The 18,986-nt window shown below is 44.3% G+C and carries 16 protein-coding genes; 10 read left to right on the top strand and 6 right to left on the bottom strand.

Going from position 1 to position 18,986, the window contains the following annotated elements; genetic code table 11:
- Window positions 1-81: 81 nt before the first annotated feature.
- Together ACKWCA_RS10930 and dnaK are read right to left on the bottom strand one after the other, a co-directional pair.
- Entirely contained in the window at window positions 82-1,002 is a 921-nt protein-coding gene (locus ACKWCA_RS10930) for a hypothetical protein (RefSeq protein ID WP_413978235.1), read from the bottom strand.
- Window positions 1,003-1,220: 218 nt separating this feature from the next.
- Window positions 1,221-3,122 carry a molecular chaperone DnaK gene (gene dnaK, locus ACKWCA_RS10925; protein WP_413978234.1) on the bottom strand — a complete coding sequence of 634 codons (1,902 nt, stop codon included), beginning with the start codon at window positions 3,120-3,122 and terminating at the stop codon, window positions 1,221-1,223.
- Between the two features lie 175 nt (window positions 3,123-3,297).
- On the opposite strand from dnaK, the gene ACKWCA_RS10920 reads away from it, so the two are divergent.
- From ACKWCA_RS10920 to ACKWCA_RS10895, 6 genes are all read left to right on the top strand, one after another.
- The gene (locus ACKWCA_RS10920) at window positions 3,298-4,458 is read left to right on the top strand and encodes a Gfo/Idh/MocA family protein (protein WP_413978233.1); all 1,161 of its coding nucleotides are present in this window, start codon (window positions 3,298-3,300) and stop codon (window positions 4,456-4,458) included.
- A 79-nt stretch (window positions 4,459-4,537) separates the two neighbouring features.
- Entirely contained in the window at window positions 4,538-5,965 is a 1,428-nt protein-coding gene (locus ACKWCA_RS10915) for an L-serine ammonia-lyase (RefSeq protein ID WP_413978232.1), read from the top strand.
- Between the two features lie 90 nt (window positions 5,966-6,055).
- Entirely contained in the window at window positions 6,056-6,874 is an 819-nt protein-coding gene (panB, locus tag ACKWCA_RS10910; protein ID WP_413978231.1) for a 3-methyl-2-oxobutanoate hydroxymethyltransferase, read from the top strand.
- Between the two features lie 54 nt (window positions 6,875-6,928).
- Complete coding sequence (gene lspA, locus ACKWCA_RS10905) at window positions 6,929-7,411, top strand: signal peptidase II (RefSeq protein WP_413978230.1); 483 nt, start codon at window positions 6,929-6,931, stop codon at window positions 7,409-7,411.
- Window positions 7,412-7,456: 45 nt separating this feature from the next.
- A complete protein-coding gene (locus ACKWCA_RS10900; protein WP_413978229.1) occupies window positions 7,457-8,149 on the top strand; it encodes an RluA family pseudouridine synthase in 693 nt (230 codons plus the stop codon).
- Window positions 8,150-8,183: 34 nt separating this feature from the next.
- Window positions 8,184-8,726 carry a DUF4252 domain-containing protein gene (locus tag ACKWCA_RS10895; RefSeq protein ID WP_413978228.1) on the top strand — a complete coding sequence of 181 codons (543 nt, stop codon included), beginning with the start codon at window positions 8,184-8,186 and terminating at the stop codon, window positions 8,724-8,726.
- On the opposite strand, the gene ACKWCA_RS10890 is transcribed toward ACKWCA_RS10895, so the two are convergent.
- Window positions 8,723-9,547, bottom strand: a complete 825-nt coding sequence (locus ACKWCA_RS10890; protein WP_413978227.1) for a DMT family transporter — start codon at window positions 9,545-9,547, stop codon at window positions 8,723-8,725. The two genes, ACKWCA_RS10895 and ACKWCA_RS10890, sit on opposite strands and share 4 nt — an antisense overlap.
- Window positions 9,548-9,608: 61 nt before the next feature.
- Complete coding sequence (locus tag ACKWCA_RS10885) at window positions 9,609-11,153, bottom strand: hypothetical protein (protein WP_413978226.1); 1,545 nt, start codon at window positions 11,151-11,153, stop codon at window positions 9,609-9,611.
- A 146-nt stretch (window positions 11,154-11,299) separates the two neighbouring features.
- Between ACKWCA_RS10885 and ACKWCA_RS10880 the strand changes: the two genes are divergently transcribed.
- Window positions 11,300-12,478 (top strand): 2-isopropylmalate synthase, encoded by a 1,179-nt coding sequence (locus ACKWCA_RS10880; protein ID WP_413978225.1) that lies wholly within the window; start codon window positions 11,300-11,302, stop codon window positions 12,476-12,478.
- Window positions 12,475-13,593 carry a 3-isopropylmalate dehydrogenase gene (gene leuB, locus ACKWCA_RS10875; protein ID WP_413978224.1) on the top strand — a complete coding sequence of 373 codons (1,119 nt, stop codon included), beginning with the start codon at window positions 12,475-12,477 and terminating at the stop codon, window positions 13,591-13,593. Before ACKWCA_RS10880 ends, leuB begins: the two co-directional genes overlap by 4 nt.
- Here leuB and ACKWCA_RS10870 read toward each other — a convergent pair.
- Window positions 13,586-14,824, bottom strand: a complete 1,239-nt coding sequence (locus tag ACKWCA_RS10870) for a TlpA disulfide reductase family protein (RefSeq protein WP_413978223.1) — start codon at window positions 14,822-14,824, stop codon at window positions 13,586-13,588. The two genes, leuB and ACKWCA_RS10870, sit on opposite strands and share 8 nt — an antisense overlap.
- Window positions 14,825-14,952: 128 nt before the next feature.
- Here ACKWCA_RS10870 and pheT point away from each other — a divergent pair, with 128 nt between their 5' ends.
- A complete protein-coding gene (pheT, locus tag ACKWCA_RS10865) occupies window positions 14,953-17,379 on the top strand; it encodes a phenylalanine--tRNA ligase subunit beta (protein ID WP_413978222.1) in 2,427 nt (808 codons plus the stop codon).
- Between the two features lie 105 nt (window positions 17,380-17,484).
- Here pheT and ACKWCA_RS10860 read toward each other — a convergent pair whose 3' ends face one another.
- Complete coding sequence (locus ACKWCA_RS10860; RefSeq protein WP_413978221.1) at window positions 17,485-18,054, bottom strand: fasciclin domain-containing protein; 570 nt, start codon at window positions 18,052-18,054, stop codon at window positions 17,485-17,487.
- 210 nt (window positions 18,055-18,264) lie between these two features.
- Between ACKWCA_RS10860 and ACKWCA_RS10855 the strand changes: the two genes are divergently transcribed.
- Window positions 18,265-18,984, top strand: coding sequence for a hypothetical protein (locus tag ACKWCA_RS10855; protein ID WP_413978220.1), 720 nt, complete (start codon window positions 18,265-18,267; stop codon window positions 18,982-18,984).
- Window positions 18,985-18,986 lie beyond the last annotated feature (2 nt).

Genomic DNA, 18,986 nt, shown 5'->3' with positions numbered 1-18,986 from the left:
CGCTGCTGTAGCAAACGAAGGTTAAAGTTGAATACAGACCGTCTTTCGCTACGCATCGCATTCGATGCTTCTTGATTAGGACTATTTTTTTTGCTCCTCTACAGCCGCTTCGTGATATGTAATCCGACGGGTTTTATAGGTGTTATCGGGGGTAATGATTTCTTTTATCCAATTTCCTGTAGGGTCCAGTTGGTAGACAAACTCTTTCTTTTCAGGTATACCCGAAGTCTCCGACTCTATGTTCAGTAGCATGCCCGAGGCATCGTACTCATATTTTTCGGTACGTTCTATAGTGAACTGCTTCACTTTGGTATTGTAACTGAAGCTTGTCTTTGAGGCCAGGGCGTTCCGTCCGTCAAAAACTTCTTCAGTGGCCAAGTAAGGTTGTCCGTCCAAAAACTGTTTGACCAATACCGTTTTAGAGATGATACTGTCCTGGTCTTTTTTGAACGAAGTGCGAATCGATTTTTCTGGAACCCCATTGAGCGTGTATGTTTTGGTCAACTCTCCCTTCACCAGCTCATATGAAATCAACGTCTCGTCAATCCCCTCGTTATTCATCCTGATAATTCGACGCAGGGTATCATTCGTGTAGAAATATTCGTATTGATCTAAAAACTCCTTATCGTATGAGATGATTTTCTCGGTAATTTTCAGGTTTTCGGTCGAATCAACGGAATAGATATTCGCAATGGAAGAGGCCGGAACAAAAATCTTGTCACGGTAATTTTCAAGACGCTTTTCCATAAGCATTCCCTCAACATATGAATAATGGGTACTGTCATAATCATTGTCATTGTATCGGGTAACCGATTTCGTCAGTAATCCTTCCTCATTGAATTCATATTCCTCTTTCCCATATTTGGTGCTCACCAAACAAGACCTGACGGCCCCTTTTAGATCGAAATCTTCAACGGTAAAAATCCGAATCTCCTGTGCGTTCAACACCCCTGGCCGAAACAAGAAAGCGATAAGAAGTAAAACGATGTAGTTGTTCACCATACTGCAAAATTACTTGATATTCTTTCAACTTAGAACAAAAGGAATGCCAAATCGGTGAACTACCGCAATCGCCTGAAGAGGTGCAAACTGTTTTATCGTCTTACGATCGATTTTAGAAGCCTCGATAAAGAAAAACCCGCTAAGCCATGGCTTGCGGGTTTTGAACTATTCTTGGTCACTTCTTTTATTCAAGTCACCCTTGGTCACCACCTATGGGATTACTTGACTTCTTCAAAATCAACATCCTCAACATTATCACCTTCGGCACCTGCATCGGCAGTTGCCTCGCTCTCAGGAGCTGGACTTCCTTGCGCTTCGGCCTGTGCTTTGTACATCTCTTCCGAGGCCAATTTCCATGCCTCGTTGATTTTCTCTAAAGCTGGAGTCACCACGGCCACATCTTTGCTCTCATACGCTTTCTTTAGTTCTTCCAAAGCATCTTCGACAGGTTTCTTCTTATCATCAGAAAGTTTATCACCGAATTCCTTTAACTGTTTTTCAGTCTGGAAAATCATGCTGTCGGCCTCGTTCAACTTATCAGCCGTTTCTCGGGCTTTTTTATCCGATTCCGCATTCGCTTCGGCATCCGCTTTCATTTTGGCGATTTCCTCTTCGGTTAGTCCTGAGGAGGCCTCGATCCGGATATCCTGCGTTTTGTTTGTCGCCTTATCCGTAGCGGAAACTTTGATGATTCCATTGGCATCGATATCGAAAGTCACCTCAATTTGAGGTGTTCCTCGCTGTGCAGGTGGAATTTCGTCCAAATGGAAACGCCCAATGGTCTTATTGTCAGCCGCCATTTGACGCTCCCCTTGTAGTACATGAATCTCTACAGAGGGCTGATTATCGGCTGCCGTTGAAAATATCTGCGATTTCTTTGTTGGAATGGTCGTATTCGCATCGATCAGTTTAGTGAATACATTGCCCATGGTTTCGATACCCAAAGAAAGTGGTGTCACATCTAGTAACAATACATCCTTTACATCTCCGGTCAATACTCCACCTTGTATCGCAGCACCAACGGCTACTACTTCATCAGGATTCACCCCTTTTGAAGGTGCTTTTCCAAAGAACTTCTCCACGGCCTCTTGAACGGCCGGTATACGAGTAGACCCTCCTACCAATATAATCTCATCAATATCACTTTTTGACAATCCTGCCGCTTTTAGCGCAGTCTGGCAAGGCTCAATCGTTCTTTTGACCAAATCTTCGATCAATTGCTCGAACTTAGCTCTGGTCAAGGTGCGCACCAAGTGCTTTGGGCCTGTGGCAGTAGCCGTTACATAAGGCAAATTAATTTCGGTCTGTGCGGAAGAAGACAACTCTATTTTTGCTTTTTCTGCCGCTTCACGAAGGCGTTGCAAAGCCATGGCATCGTCTCTAAGGTCGATACTTTCGTCTTTTTTGAATTCATCGGCCAACCAATCGATTATTTTTTGATCGACATCATCACCTCCCAAGTGCGTATCACCATCAGTTGATAATACTTCAAAAACTCCATCACCCAACTCTAGGATAGAAACATCATGTGTACCTCCCCCAAAGTCAAAGACAACGATTTTTTGGTCCGTATCCTTTTTGTCCATACCGTACGCCAATGACGCAGCAGTAGGTTCATTGATAATTCGCTCAACGGTCAAACCTGCGATTTCCCCAGCCTCTTTAGTAGCCTGACGTTGTGCATCATTAAAGTAAGCCGGTACCGTGATTACCGCTCTTGAAACATCTTGGCCTAGATAATCTTCGGCCGTTTTCTTCATTTTCTGAAGAATCATTGCCGATAACTCTTGGGGGGTATATAGTCGACCATCAATATCTACTCGAGGGGTATCATTGTCTCCTTTGACTACTTTATAGGGTACACGGTCGGCTTCTTTTTTAGACTCCGAAAACTTATTTCCCATAAAACGTTTGATCGAGTAAATGGTATTATGTGGATTAGTCACCGCCTGTCTTTTGGCCGGGTCACCCACTTTTATTTCACCACCTTCAACAAATGCGATTACGGAAGGGGTAGTCCGCTTACCTTCCGCATTAGGGATTACGACTGGCTCATTACCTTCCATCACGGAAACGCACGAGTTCGTTGTACCTAAATCTATTCCTATTATTTTACTCATTCTATATGTATTTATTAGTGCGTATTATTTTTAAGAATCGCTAAGGGAATGACAAACAATATGCCAAGGATATAAAACTGACAGGTTGTCATTTTGTCGCCCTAGCACACCTCTGAAACGACAGTGGTACAAATCGATTTATTTTCATACTTTACAAAAAACTAAAGGAATCAGCATGGAATCGAACAGACGTAATTTTTTGACAAAAGGACTTTCTTCCGCTGCAGGTATTGCGGCAGCTTCCATACTACCTTTAGAACTGTTCGGTGGACAGGGTACACTAACTGAACCTATAGTATTGCCCAAAGAAAAGCGTGCCGCACCCAAAGACAGCATTCGATTCTCGGTCATCGGCATCAATCACGGACATATTTATGGTATGGTCAATTCATTGATCCAAGGTGGGGGAACCCTAGTTGCAGTCTATGCCAAAGAACCCGACCTGTTGCAGCAGTTTACGAAACGATACCCCGAGGTTCGGATTGCAAAAAGTGAAGTGGAAATCATCGAGGACAATAACATACAACTCATCGCTAGTGCGGCGATACCCGTGGATCGAGCACCAATCGGTATACGGGCGATGAAAGCGGGAAAAGACTATATGGCCGACAAACCAGGAATTGTGACTTTTGAGCAATTCAATGAAGTCAAGAAAGTACAGAAAGAGACCGGGCGCATTTATTCCATTACGTATAGCGAACGTTTGGCCAATCCCGCTTCGGTAAAAGCCGGGGAGCTGGTCAAGGCTGGCGCCATTGGTAAGGTGGTACAACTTATTGGCCTTGGGCCTCATCGTATGCGCCCCGAAAGTCGTCCCGAATGGTTTTTCGAACCTGAAAAAGCCGGGGGCATACTTTGTGATATCGGTTCGCATCAGTGTGACCAGTTTTTATACTATACCGACTCGAAAGAAGCAGAGGTCAGTTTTGCGCAGACCGCCAACTTCAATATACCGAACTATCCCGATTATCGTGATTTCGGTGATATGAGCGTACGTAGCAAACATGCGACCGGTTATATTCGAATCGATTGGTTTACTCCTGAAGGACTGGGTACCTGGGGCGATGGCAGAACCTTTATTTTGGGAACGGAAGGGTATATTGAAATGCGGAAGTACGTCGATATCGCTGGTCGTGAAGGTGGCAACCATCTTTTTTTAGTAAACCAGAAAGAAACCAAATACTTCGATTGCAAGAATGTACACATGCCCTATGGAGAACAATTGGTGAGCGATGTGGTCCATCGCACGGAGACCGCCATGACACAAGACCATTGTTTTTTGGCCACTGAATTGGCCTTAATGGGTCAAAAAATGGCTTTTCAGCTCAATACCTGAGCTAACCCTTTTCGAAAAATTTCCATAGCAATACTCTAAGAATAAACTACCTTTACCCGCTATACAATCGAATACAAATATGGAGTGTATCAGTATCTTCGATATGCTGAAAATCGGTATTGGCCCGTCGAGCTCACATACGCTTGGCCCTTGGCGCGCGGCCGAGCGTTGGATTACGGAACTCAAAGCGGAAGATAGATTCGAATCCGTAGAAAAAATCCAGATTCAGGTCTACGGGTCGTTGTCTTTGACCGGGAAAGGACATGCGACCGATTATGCCTTAATGTTAGGACTTTCAGGGGCCGATCCAGTAACGATGCCGGTAGCCGATATCCATACCATTGTTAAGGAAATCCAACAAACGAAAAAATTGATTTTTGGCGGTGAACGGGTCCTTCCGTTCGATGACCAAAAGGACATCTGCTTCAATAAAAAATTTTTACCCTTTCATGCCAATGGCCTTAAATTCGAGGCATTTCTTAAAAACGGTACTAAAAAATCAAAGAAATACTATTCGATCGGAGGTGGTTTTGTAGTGGTCGAAGAACGTAAAAACGCGAAAAAGAAAAGGGCCACCTTCAACACATTTCCCTATCCCATTCAAAAAGGTGATGAACTTTTGGAGTATTGCCAAAGGGAAAAAAAGATGATCTCAGAGCTGGTTTTGATCAATGAACGCGCGTTGCGTAATGATGGGGAAATCGATAGCCAACTACAAAACGTATGGCATACCATGCTCGAATGCATGTATATCGGTTGTCATACCGAAGGGCAGTTGCCTGGAGGACTCCAAGTACGCAGACGTGCCTTTGAAATGCATAAGCAACTTATGGCCAAGGCGGATAAGTACGATTCTCCGGAAAACTGGTTGCAGACCATTCGCGGGACCGAGGTGAAATTTCGGCAAATCTTAAAATGGGTAAGCTGCTTCGCCCTTTCCGTCAATGAGGTGAATGCCTCCTTGGGCAGAGTGGTTACGGCACCAACAAACGGTAGCGCAGGGGTCATTCCGGCAGTACTGATGTACTATATGGTCATCGAGAACCACGAGGCCGATTTCAAACAGATCAAGCAGTTCTTATTGGTCGCTGGAGAGATTGGCAGTATTTTTAAGAAAGGTGCTACCATTTCAGCGGCCATGGGAGGTTGTCAAGCGGAAATTGGGGTATCATCGGCGATGGCAGCCGGTGCCCTTACCGAGTTGTTGGGCGGTACGCCAGAGCAGGTATTGATGGCGGCCGAAATTGCCATGGAACATCACCTCGGACTCACTTGTGACCCTATTGGGGGACTGGTGCAGATTCCCTGTATCGAGCGCAATTCCATGGGCGCCATTAAGGCGATCAATGCGGCGGAATTGGCCTTGCATTCAGACCCTAAGGATGCAAAAGTTCCATTAGACAAAGTCGTTCAGACCATGTGGGAAACGGCCAAGGATATGAACTCGAAATATAAAGAAACCTCGCAAGGAGGGCTTGCCGTAGGGGTGTTCTTGAGCGATTGTTGATCGTTAAAACCTTCATGGCGAATCTGCGGCATGCTTCCGAACCAGATTCCAATAAAACTCCTTATTTTTAGCGAATCAAAATAAAAATCAATGTCTACTGCCAAAAAAGAGTACAAACGCGTAACGGTCAAATCACTCGTAGAAATGAAAAAGAACGGAGAGAAAATCTCCATGCTGACCGCCTACGACTACTCCATGGCGAAAATTGTGGATGCAGCGCAAGTAGATGTCATTCTTGTCGGTGATTCGGCAAGTAATGTAATGGCCGGCCATGAAACTACCCTGCCCATTACCTTGGATCAGATGATCTATCATGCTTCCTCGGTCGTGCGTGCCGTGCAACGGGCATTGATTGTAGTGGATATTCCTTTTGGAAGCTATCAAAGTGACCCAAAAGAAGCCTTGCGTTCCGCCATTCGAATCATGAAAGAAAGTGGTGCGCATGCCGTAAAGGTAGAAGGGGGAGCGGAAATCAAGGAATCGGTAAAGCGGATTCTTGCTGCTGGAATACCTGTCATGGGGCATCTGGGACTCACTCCACAATCTATTTATAAGTTCGGCACCTACACGGTACGGGCCAAAGAGGAAGCAGAAGCGGCCAAATTGATGGAAGATGCCAAACTCTTGGAAAGATTGGGGTGTTTCGGAATCGTTTTGGAAAAAATTCCCGCAGCACTGACCAAAGAAGTTTCCGATAGTATTTCCATACCTACCGTGGGTATCGGAGGAGGCAAGCATGCAGACGGTCAAGTCTTGGTCATTCATGACCTGCTCGGAATGACGCACGAGTTCAATCCGAGGTTCTTAAGACGGTATATGAACCTGTACGAAGACATGGGTAACGCGATCTCCCAATATGTAAATGATGTGAAAGCTAGGGATTTTCCCAGCGATGAAGAACAATATTAACTTTGGTAGTGTCCCTTTTGGATAACCCCGGTTCGGTCTTGAAAACCTCTTGAAATGTTCAAAAAAGTATTCATTCTGGTTTTGGTGCTGCTCAATATCGGTTGTGACCAGATATCTAAAAATATCGTTCGCAAAACCGTCGAATACCAAGAACACATTTCGCTCATCAGCGATAATTTCATCCTTACCAAGGTCGAAAATAAAGGCGCCATGATGGGTTTGGGTTCCGACCTCTCCCCTACACTCAAGATGGTTCTCTTACAAGGATTACCCATTGTTGTACTTTTGATCCTTCTATTCAGGATTCTTCAAAAACCCAAGATGGACAGCGCATTGGTTTTTGCGTTCGCCTGTGTCATCGGCGGGGGCATCGGTAACCTGATCGACCGAATCGCCCATGGACAGGTCACCGACTTTTTCCATATTGATTTGGGATTCGTTAGAACAGGAATTTTCAATATGGCGGATGTTTCCGTTACTATGGGAGTGCTTCTAATTCTAATTTTGAGTCTTTCCAACCGAAAATTTGAAATGTGAATTGGATAACAAGATTCTTAGAACTTTAGATTATTCGATAGTACTATGGCACAACAATCTAATTCGGAAAACCTTCAAGTACTCTACGAAGACAATCACCTCATCGCAATCAATAAAAGACCGGGAGATATCGTTCAAGGCGATAAGACCGGTGATGTGCCGCTCAGCGAATGGGTGAAGCGTTACCTTAAAAAGAAATACAATAAGCCAGGAAATGTATTTTTGGGCGTGACACACCGGCTAGATCGCCCTACTTCCGGTATTGTTGTTTTCGCGAAAACCTCAAAGGCCCTGCCCCGATTGAATAAATTGTTCGCCGAAAAACAAGCCCGGAAAACCTATTGGGCCCTAGTGAAAAATGCACCGCCACAAAAAGAGGATACCTTGACGCATTGGATGAAACGAAACACAAAGCAAAACAAATCCTATGCCCATCCAAAGGAAGTTATCGACAGTAAAAAAGCGATACTTGACTATCGGCTCATTCAAAAGTTGGACACCTTTTATCTACTCGAAATCAATTTAAAAACAGGGCGCCATCACCAAATACGTGCGCAGTTGTCAGCCATCGGTTGCCCGATCAAAGGAGATCTGAAATACGGGTTTGACCGCAGCAACAAAAATGGTAGCATTCACCTTCATGCACGACGCCTCTCCTTCATACATCCGGTGAAGAAAGAGACCCTGACCCTGACCGCACCCCTACCACAAGATCCGCTTTGGAACGCTTGTTGTTAAATTAATTATATGTAACACCTTAAAACACAAAACCATGTTGAAGAGAACCTTTTTTATAGTGAGCTTAGTATTCGTTGTTTCCTGCGGCAGTTATAATTCGATCGATTCGTTTTACAACGCCCATAAGAACGATGATCAGGTAACCGCGGTACGAGTACCCCAGTTTATGCTTTCCCTTATAGGAAATATTTCCCCGGAGATCAAGTCCTTAATCGGAAACACCAAAGACCTACGCTATATGCAGTTTCCAAGTGCAACCCCGGCCCGTACCCAGTTTCTAAACAACCAAATGAACACCATTACGGGAAATTCATTTATCGAGGTGTACCGTAAAAACGATGATCTAAGACGAAATGTCATCTCGGTACGCGAAAAGAAAAATGCGGTGAAGGAAATCTTGATTTACAACAACAATAATGTCAACGGTTCTTTCCTCTATTTCAATGGTGATTTCGACCCTGAGAAAGTGCGTCAAATGGCACAGAACGAGGATTTTCAAAAAATAGGTGAAGGTCTTATCGATCAATACAGCATGAAGAATCTCAGACCTATTGATCAGATGGAGGATAAGAATTAAACCTGACCCGCCCTTCTATACGACAAAAGGCTCTCCGCTACTACTGCGCTCAAAATCAGTAATCCTCCTATGACCGTTGATAACGCGGGTATCTCGTTGAGAAACAAAGCGCCTATAAGAATGCCGTAGACCGGTTGCACACTACTGATAATGCTGGCTGTGGTGATACTGAAGTTTTTAAAACTACGTAAGAACAGGGTATGTCCTACCGCAGTGGTCAAAACCGCCAAAGTTACGATAGCCGGCCATTGGTCGGTCATTGTAGTCAAATCAAAAAAGAAGAGCCCCGGCAATAGTACCAAACCTACCACAGCAGATTGGTAGCACATCAGCATAGAGCCATTATAGGCGGAAACCTTCCTTTTCATCACAATATTACGCAGTGCATAGAACAAAGCCGACAACATTCCCAAGCCCACGGCCATTGTATACTCATTCTTTATATCAAAATCGGGAACTAGAAAGTAAATACCAAGTAAGACCAAGGCCCCTAGTGCCAAGTGAATCCGTTGAAATTTCGTTTTCAAGATCAAGGGCTCCAGAAATGCGGTAAACATCGGATAAGTGAACAAAGACAACATACCAATAGCCACATTCGACAACTGCAGCGCATAAAAATAGGTCATCCAATGAAGACCCATAAGCACCCCACTAAATAACACGAGAAATCGGTCGGAAGGCGCGATGCGCAGTACGATCTTGCGATACTTGCAATACAGCCATAGCGCAAAAAAGGCCAGAAGCGCCCTAGCGTCAATAGTGATGTGTACCGGCAGATCGATATAGCGTCCCAAGGCACCCGAAGTGCTTATAAAAAGCATTGCCAGATTGATTTCGGAAAGATAGACGATATGTCGGCCCGGTCGCTTCAATGCCCTCCTCCTAACGGGTCAATACCTTCGCCTTTTCTTGAATGATCTCAGCTACGGGTTTGTCCTCCAAGTGACTTTCGAGCCAAGAAATGATATCCAAATACAGAAAAGCCCTTTTCTCATACGGATGGTCCTCGTATTTTTTCAATTCGGTATGAAGCTGTTGAAACGCGCTGCGCAGTTCATGTGGATAAATACTGCCTAGATTACGCAAGAACTTGATCATTTCTTTCTGGACGGCGTGCAGGTCGTTCATTTTCAACAGAAATTTGTAGGTGCTCTTCAATTGAACTTCCAAATGATAATCCATACCTGCCTCATAATGAGCAACTAGGCTTAAAACTCGAGCAAAGCACATGAGGTCTTCACGCATCTTCAAATTCTTGTTGTTGATGATTTTTTTCAGGTATTGGATACAGGTTTTGTTGTCTCCCATGCCGAAGTATAAACAAGCGATCTTGTAGTAGAGCAGCATGATATGATGCTCGTCAATGCGGTCTTTGTGTTTATTGATGCCGTACTCGATAATTTTTACCAAATACAGGCCTTTTTTGAACGTACCTTCCAAAAAGTGGAGGTTCAATTTGTTCGAATTGATATATAGGAAGGCCAGCGAACTGATATTGTCATTTTTAGGAAACTCCTTGCTCTCCACCATCGCTTCCATTTTATCAAGGGTTTGCCTGAACTGAGAGCTATATTTCACAAAAAACAAGGACTCCAATAAATAATGGTTTCCCTTTAAAAAGAAGACCGGGTTCAGATTGATCATCTCTTTGTTCTCGTAAAACAAATCCACCCATTTACTCGCATATTTATAGCACGACAGAAAGTCTTGTATCAAAAAACTGTACCATAAATGGGCCTTGTAGAGCCAAAGTTTCTCTCGAAAGCCCAAATCATCGATATCGTACTTCGGAAGTTGTTTTTTGAAGTATTTCTCGATGCGCATGATATCGTCGTCGCTTCGTGCATACCCTACCTTTAACATCCACCCGTACAACTGTAAGGAAAGATTCGAAAGTTTACTGGTCATCACGTTATGCGCAGATAGTTCTTTTGCTTGAATCGCCAACTCGTCTGCCCGATCTGGAATACTCCGGGTGATGTATTGTGTTTCGATAATCTTTTCAAACTCTACGATCTCGTAGGCCACGTTTTTTTCCTCGTTTTCAATAGCGATATTCTTGGCTTTGTCCAATAGTTTCAAACTCTGCTTATACAATCCCTTCTGATAGAGAATAGTGGCAAAATCGAGTTGCTCGCGAATTTGTACCCGAATGTTCTGGTTGACAGGGTTCAACCTCAGGCTGATGAGAATCTGTTTGTACAAATGGGCCTTTAAATTGGAGAGTTGCGACTTGGTCACGATACCATTGTCCAAAATGGTCTTTTCGTTATAGGCCTTCATTTTATCCATCAAATTAAAGAGCGCAATGAATTTGGCATCGGTATTTACACCTAGCCGCCCGACATAGAGTTTAAACTGTCGTTTTTCAGACTTTGAAAGCGACTTTACCAGCACGAACAATGCATCTTTATGCACATTTGTCATCGTAAAAAAAAGGGTTTAACGTTTTGTTTATCAGATTGTTGAATATCCCTAAAAGTAATTGCCCGTTGTAAAACATAATCGCTTTTTTAGGAGATTTCCGCTATTGGTCATATATTCGTAAGGGTGGATAAATCTACACAAATATAATGAGCAAAGATATAGTACAAATTTTTGATACCACGTTAAGAGACGGAGAACAGGTACCCGGTTGTAAATTGGATGCTGATCAAAAATTGGTCATCGCGGAGCGACTGGATAATTTAGGGGTGGATATCATTGAAGCAGGATTTCCGATTTCGAGCCCTGGAGATTTCAGTTCGGTCAACGAAATAGCGAAATTGGTCAAAAATGCGACGGTTTGCGGTTTGACCCGGGCGGTCAAGAAGGATATTGAGGTTGCTGCCGAAGCCCTAAAACCAGCAAGAATACCTAGAATCCATACCGGAATAGGAACCTCCGATTCGCATATCAAATATAAATTCAATTCGAATAAGGATGCGATTATCGAGCGTGCCGTGGCGGCGGTAAGCTATGCAAAAACGTTTGTAGAAGACGTTGAATTCTATGCGGAAGATGCCGGTAGAACCGATAACGAATTTTTGGCAAGGGTCTGCGAAGCGGTCATTAAGGCCGGAGCGACCGTGTTGAATATACCCGACACTACCGGATATTGTCTCCCAGAGGAGTACGGTGCAAAAATGAAGTACTTGAAGGAGAACGTAAAAGGCATACATAAAGCGATTCTTTCTTGTCATTGCCATAATGATTTGGGTCTCGCGACCGCGAATTCCATTGCCGGTGTAGCCAATGGCGCGCGTCAGATAGAATGCACGATCAATGGCATCGGAGAACGTGCCGGCAACACTTCTTTGGAAGAAGTAGTGATGATCCTGCGCCAACACCCAAGCCTAGGTCTTGATACCCGGATCAATAGTAAACTACTGTACGATACCAGTCAAATGGTCTCCCAAAAAATGGGGATGATCGTGCAACCCAATAAAGCCATTGTGGGTGCCAATGCCTTTGCCCATAGCTCAGGAATACACCAAGACGGTGTCATCAAAAACCGCGAAACCTATGAAATCATCGATCCCGCGGAAGTTGGGGTCAATGAATCATCTATTGTGCTTACGGCCCGTAGCGGACGTGCGGCACTGGCCTACCGTGCAAAAATTGTGGGATATGAACTCACCAAAACCCAATTGGACACGGTATATCAAGAATTTCTAAAGTTTGCCGATCAGAAAAAAGAGATTCTTGATGACGACATTCATGAAATCATCGCCGCGACCGATGTGGCGATACCAAAAGTATCTGCCCCATGAAATTGAAGATCGCCCTCTTAGGGGGTGATGGCATTGGGCCAGAGGTACTGGCGCAATCCGTAAAGTGCTTAAAAGCAGTTGAAGAAACCTTTAATCATCAATTTTCATATGAGGAAGCCCCTGTAGGTGCGGTTGCCATTTCAAATACGGGCGACCCGCTTCCTGAAGACACCCTGAAACGCTGCAAAGCCTCAGATGCCATTCTATTCGGGGCCATAGGAGCATTGGAATATGATTATAATCCTGAAGCTGTTGTACGACCGGAGCAAGGGCTCTTGAAACTGCGAAAGGAACTCGGGCTTTTCGCGAATATTAGGCCGGTAAAAGTATTTTCCTCCCTGGTCGGAAACTCCCTCTTACCCAAAAAGGTTATTTCAGGAACCGACCTGGTCATTTATCGTGAGTTGACCGGGGGTATCTACTTTGGCAAAAAGACATTGAGCGCCGATGGTACCATGGCTTCCGATCTCTGCGAATATTTTGAAGGTGAAATTTCCCGTATCGCCCACATGGCCTTTAAGGCCGCTAAAAGAAGAAGACGTAAGCTGACGCTGGTCGACAAGGCGAACGTCTTGGAAACCTCCCGATTGTGGCGAAAGGTGGTTACCGAAATCAGTGGCAGTTATCCGGAAGTAAAATTGGAATGCCTTTTTATCGATAATGCCGTCGTGCAAATGATGATGAACCCGAAACAGTTCGATGTCATTTTGACCGATAATATGTTCGGGGATATCCTCTCTGACCAAGGGAGTGTGATTATAGGATCTATCGGGCTGTTACCTTCCGCATCCGTCGGAAATGAAAATGCCATGTTCGAACCCTTTCACGGTTCGTACCCGCAAGCGAAAGGAAAAAACATCGCTAATCCGGTAGCTTCCATTCTCAGCACTGCCATGCTATTGCAACACTTTGGATTGAACGAGGAAGCCGATGCCGTGGTCAAAGCGGTCAACAAATCCTTCCGTAAAAATGTGATTACCAAAGACATTCTCGGAAGCAGTAAATACGGCACTGATTATGTCGGTGATTTTATTTCGGAGAACATCACTTATTCCGATGAAGACCTGAATCTAAACGATGAAAATATCGACTTGGGCAAATCGACGATTATTTAGCTTCCTCCTCCTCGATCAACTCCTTTACGAATGCATCGAATTCCTTTTGAAATTCCGTGAATTTCGCACCTGTAGCGGGACCGTTAAAGCCTGTGTGAATTTTCCTGACGTTGCCTTTTTTATCTATAAAAATAGTGGTGGGATACGAGAGTACGTGGTTCAACATCGGTAGCTTTTCTTGGGCCAACGCCTTATCGGATGAACCGTATTGCGCCAATAGAATGGGGTAATCGATTCCGATTCGATTCTTCAATCGTGCAATGCTCTTGAAAGCTCCCGCCTCTGTTTTGGCATACTCAAAAGCCAGGGCCACTACTTCCAAATCAAGATCAGGGTTCCTTTTCAGATACTCTACATAAAATTTACTCTCGTCGAGGCAATTGGGGCACCAGCTTCCCATAATCTGTACTAGCACCACTTTATTCGCAAAGCGATCATCCGCTAAGGAAACCTTATTTCCGTTCGCATCGGGAAAGGAAAAAGCGAGTTCATCGTACCCTTCCTTTAAGAAGGTCAGCGAATCGGCACTTGGCAATTCATACAGCTCATTGCGTTTGGCCTCGAAGCGCTCTTTGGAATGGTTACCCGAGTAGAACGCACCGTTCATGGTACTGTCCGTTACCTTGGCCGTAAAAACAAAGGCATGGGCTCCATCAAAAGCCGAAACCTTTAGAGAATCTCCGCTCATCACTCCCTCTAAATACCTGTAATCTCCGGTAGTTGTTCTGAAAGTTCCATTGACCACATCCCCAGTTTGCATAAAAATACCCTTGGCACTATATTCATCGGGGGTTCCCTTTTCGAATACGGTTTCCCAAATTCCGCTCACCTCTTTTGTGGAGGGTTTACTATTTCGAAAACGCTCCTCATTGCCAAAAGTCGCTTTAAAAGGAACAACACGATCTAAACTCTCTTTTATGAATTGGCCCTCAATGTTGTTTTCAGTGAAAGTACCGGCAATATAGCCCTCATATACAGGGAAATTGATGCGTATCGAATCGTTCTCAATACGTATTTCATCCACAAAGATTTCCTCTTCCGCATTGTAGATTTCAATTTCATAGGCATTCCCTTCTTCGTTTTTACCCAATTGAAAATTGAACGGAAGTATTTCATTGTCCATCACGGTCAATTCTGCCAACCATATGCCTTCAGATAGCGATACTTGGCGGTCCTCCTTACAAGAAATCACCACAAACACTACAAGCAACACCACTACAAGTCTTTTCATAACCTATTTTTAAGTACTGGTCGAAATAACGATAAAAAACCTACATTAAAAAATTAAAAGAATTCAATTCTGATGTGGTTGAATGTGTAAAAGCATTGTTTTATCTTTATCGGCTTTAAAAACACGCAATGCAGATATCATACAATTGGCTGAAGCAATTCTTGAAATTAGATTGGGAGGCAGAACAAACTGCTGAGCTCTTAACGGACTTAGGTCTTGAAGTTGAGGTAATTAGCCAATTTGAGTCGGTACAGGGTGGACTCAAAGGAGTGGTTGTCGGTGAAGTACTGACCTGTGTACAACACCCGAATGCCGATCGGCTGAAGTTGACCACCGTCGCTATTGGGAATGGGGCTCCTGTTCAAATCGTTTGTGGTGCACCCAATGTCGATGCAGGGCAAAAAGTACCTGTAGCCACGATCGGCACCACGCTCTACACGGCAGAAGGAGAAGCCTGGACTATTAAAAAGGGAAAAATCAGGGGTGAGGAAAGTCATGGAATGATCTGCGCCGAAGACGAATTAGGTCTGGGTGAAGGTCATGACGGTATTATGATATTGGATGACGCCCTTAAAGTAGGCACACCCTGTTCGGAAGTCTTTGAGGTGGAAAACGATATCATTTTTGAAATCGGACTCACGCCGAATCGCTCGGATGCCATGAGCCATTATGGGGTCGCCCGTGATCTGCGGGCCGGATTGCGACAGCGGGAAATCGAAAAGGAGCTGATTACCCCTCCCCTCACCAATTTCAAAATCACCGATCGATCGCTAAAAATAGATGTGGATGTCGTAGACAACGCCTTGGCCCCACGGTACTGTGGTATTACCTTGAGCAACCTCATCGTAGAACCCTCACCTGATTGGCTGAAAAATAGGTTAAAGGCCATCGGTCTGACACCAAAGAACAATCTGGTAGATGCCACTAATTATGTGTTGCATGAACTGGGGCAGCCGCTGCACGCCTTTGATGCCACTAAAATAAAAGGGAATAAAATCGTTGTCAAAACCCTACCCAAGGGTACGAAGTTCAAGACGCTTGACGGTGTCGAGCGCGAATTACACGAAGAAGACCTGATGATCTGTGATGCCGAAAAACCGATGTGTATCGCCGGTGTTTTTGGAGGTGAGTATTCCGGAGTGACCGAAGAAACCACCGCCATATTTTTGGAAAGTGCGTATTTCAATCCCGTTTCCATACGGAAATCGGCGAAAAGACATGGTTTGAATACCGATGCCTCGTTTCGATTTGAACGGGGTATCGATATCGAGAATGTGGAGTTGGCCCTTCGACGTGCGGCCATTCTGATCAAGGAAATCGCCGGGGGCGATATCACCTCTGAAGTAGTCGACCTCTATCCGAATAAGGTCAAGCCACAAGAGGTTTTTTTAAGCTTTGATAAAATCGACAGCCTGTTGGGACAGGAAATTCCCAGGGACAAAATCAAGGACATCCTGAGCTCGTTGGAAATCAAGGTGATGAACGTTACCGAATCAGGTATGGGACTTATGGTACCTCCTTATCGGGTAGATGTGCTACGTGACGTCGATGTCATCGAAGAGATATTACGGGTTTTCGGATACAACAATATTGCGATTTCGGAAAAACTGACCGCCTCTATTGCACCTACCTCGAAATTTGAAGATCATAAGTTGCAGCAGATCATCGGGGACCAATTGGCGGCACAAGGTTTTTTCGAGATTATGGCCAATAGCCTGACCTCACCGGACCATACCCAACTCACGGATAGCCATACGGAAGAACAGGCCGTTACGATGTTGAACCCACTGAGCAACGACCTCGCCATTTTAAGGCAGAGTATGCTGTTTTCGGGTCTGGAAGCCATTGCCTACAATAGCAATCGAAAAAATCAACATCTGAAGCTTTTCGAATTCGGAAAAACCTACCATCAGTTTACTTCCAAAAGGGAGGAACAAAAGCATTTAAGCCTCTTTCTGACCGGTAATCGACAAGAGAGCAGTTGGAGACAGGCCGATCGAAAAAGCGATTTTTTCTACTTGAAGACCGTTGTGGAAAATGTACTTCTTCGCTTGGGTATCGACGATATCAAGATGAATCCTCTAGGCAAGTCCGATTTCTCGGAAGGCATTTCCTTGACATCGCGGAAAAAAGAATTGGCCGTACTCGGGCTGGTGCAAAAAGGAATAACGAAGCATTTTGACATCAAACAAGAGGTCTTGTATGCCGATTTCAATTGGGACAATGTGTTGGCACTGGTCTCAAAAGAAGATATCGTTTTCTCGAGTATATCGAAATACCCCGAGGTCAAAAGGGATTTTGCCCTTTTGCTCGATGATACCGTTACCTTTAAGGCGGTACATGATATCGCCTTTCAAACCGAGCAAAAAATGCTTACGGATGTCAACCTCTTTGACGTCTACACGGGCAGTAAGCTACCGAAAGGTAAGAAGTCGTACGCCGTGAGCTTTACCCTGCAAAACAAGCAAAGCACTTTGACCGACAAGCAAATCGATAAGATCATGGGAAAACTACAGCACAAGTACGAAACCGAATTAGGGGCCGAATTGCGTTAGTAATGAAGCTTCGGGGGCATTCGAAGGAACCTACATTTATCATCGCTTTGCCGTTTCCCCGACGCATGGCAAGCCATTGTTACAGTATATAAAGGTAGTATCGCGTTAAATCTTACTTGGGCGAATAACGCTATCTATCTCGTGAATCACGCCATTGCATTGGTTGTAGTCGGCAGTGGTTATTCTAGCCGTGTTCCCGAGATTATCGGTCAAGATGATATCGAGCCCCTGCATCGAAGCCGTAATCTCATCTCCTTGAACCGTGGTGAAGCTCGCTTTGCCCGCCCCTCGGCACATTGCTTTCAAAATCTTGGACGCGGAAAAATTTCCGGCAATGATATGATAGCGCATGAGGGACTGCAATTCCTTTTTGTTTTCGGGCAATAACAGTTCGTCGATTTTGGCTTTGGACAACTTTTCAAAGGCCGTATCCGATGGCGCGAATACGGTAAACGGACCAGATTGGCCCAAGATTTCCTCCAAATCACTGGCTCGCATAACCGCCAAAAGCATCTGATGGTTTTTCGAACTTTCGGTGTTTTTCAGAATAGACTTTTCAGGATCCATGCGCATGAGCGATGGCATACTTTCTGAAGATTGGATGGGCGATTGAGCGAAGGACAAAGACGTACATAAAAGTAACATTAGGGACAAGGGAACTGCCTTATAGTGCATAGCTTCTCAGATTGGGATTCATAAAATAGGGCAAATATCGATGAACGGTAGCGATATATCGGCAAGATACGGCAATAGGACGCTTTCTCTTGTTAAGAAAATAGGTCATTCATAGAAATTAACAAAATATTAACTTTTTCAAAAGTTAAACAAAAAACCCACGAGCGCCTGAATTGCCTAAATTTGAGTAATTGCTAAAAAAAGAAGACTATGTTTTTTCAGAAAACGAACATCGAAGACAAATTACTCAGACATAAAGAACGGTTTTCCCAACCCGAGGAAATTATAGAGGAAGTCCACCGGATTCTTCAGGAACACCATGAAAATCAGGTGCGTATCGAAAATAATATCAGTGGAGGTACGGGAGACGTTAAAAACGGTTTTGACTTCGATTTGCTGGAAACGGATAAAATCTATCATATTTCACAAATCAAAAAGATCTGTATCGACTACCGACTCCGGTTTTTGGATTCCAAATACTTTAAGGGTGATATACCCCCAGAGGCGTTCCAAAAAATCGCTTCCTTAGAGAAGCAACATCAAATAGAGCTTTCGGGGTTTAAGATCATAGCGCCCTCCAAACTCTTTAAACTCAAGGATAAGGATGACCCGCTGCTCTTCGCTCCTATCGGTAATGGGTATTTCTATTTGATCCACAAATGGGGCAATGATCTTCATCCCTTGCGTAAAGTACTGATGTGGCCCTTCAAGAACATCATCAATTTGACTTCGGTGGTTTTTGTAGTCAGCTATTTGGTCACCCTTCTTGTACCCGATGGATTGTTTTCAAGAACCAATTCGAACGCCCAATTCTGGATTATTTTCTTCTTTATGTTCAAGTGTTTGGCTTCGGTGGTCATTTTTTATGGCTTTGCTTTAGGCAAGAACTTCAACCCACAGATTTGGAATAGCAAGTATTTTAATGCTTAAAA

The organism is Maribacter corallii, from assembly GCF_047345415.1.
Lineage (GTDB): Bacteria > Bacteroidota > Bacteroidia > Flavobacteriales > Flavobacteriaceae > Maribacter_C.
This window is presented reverse-complemented; position numbering and strand designations above follow the sequence as displayed.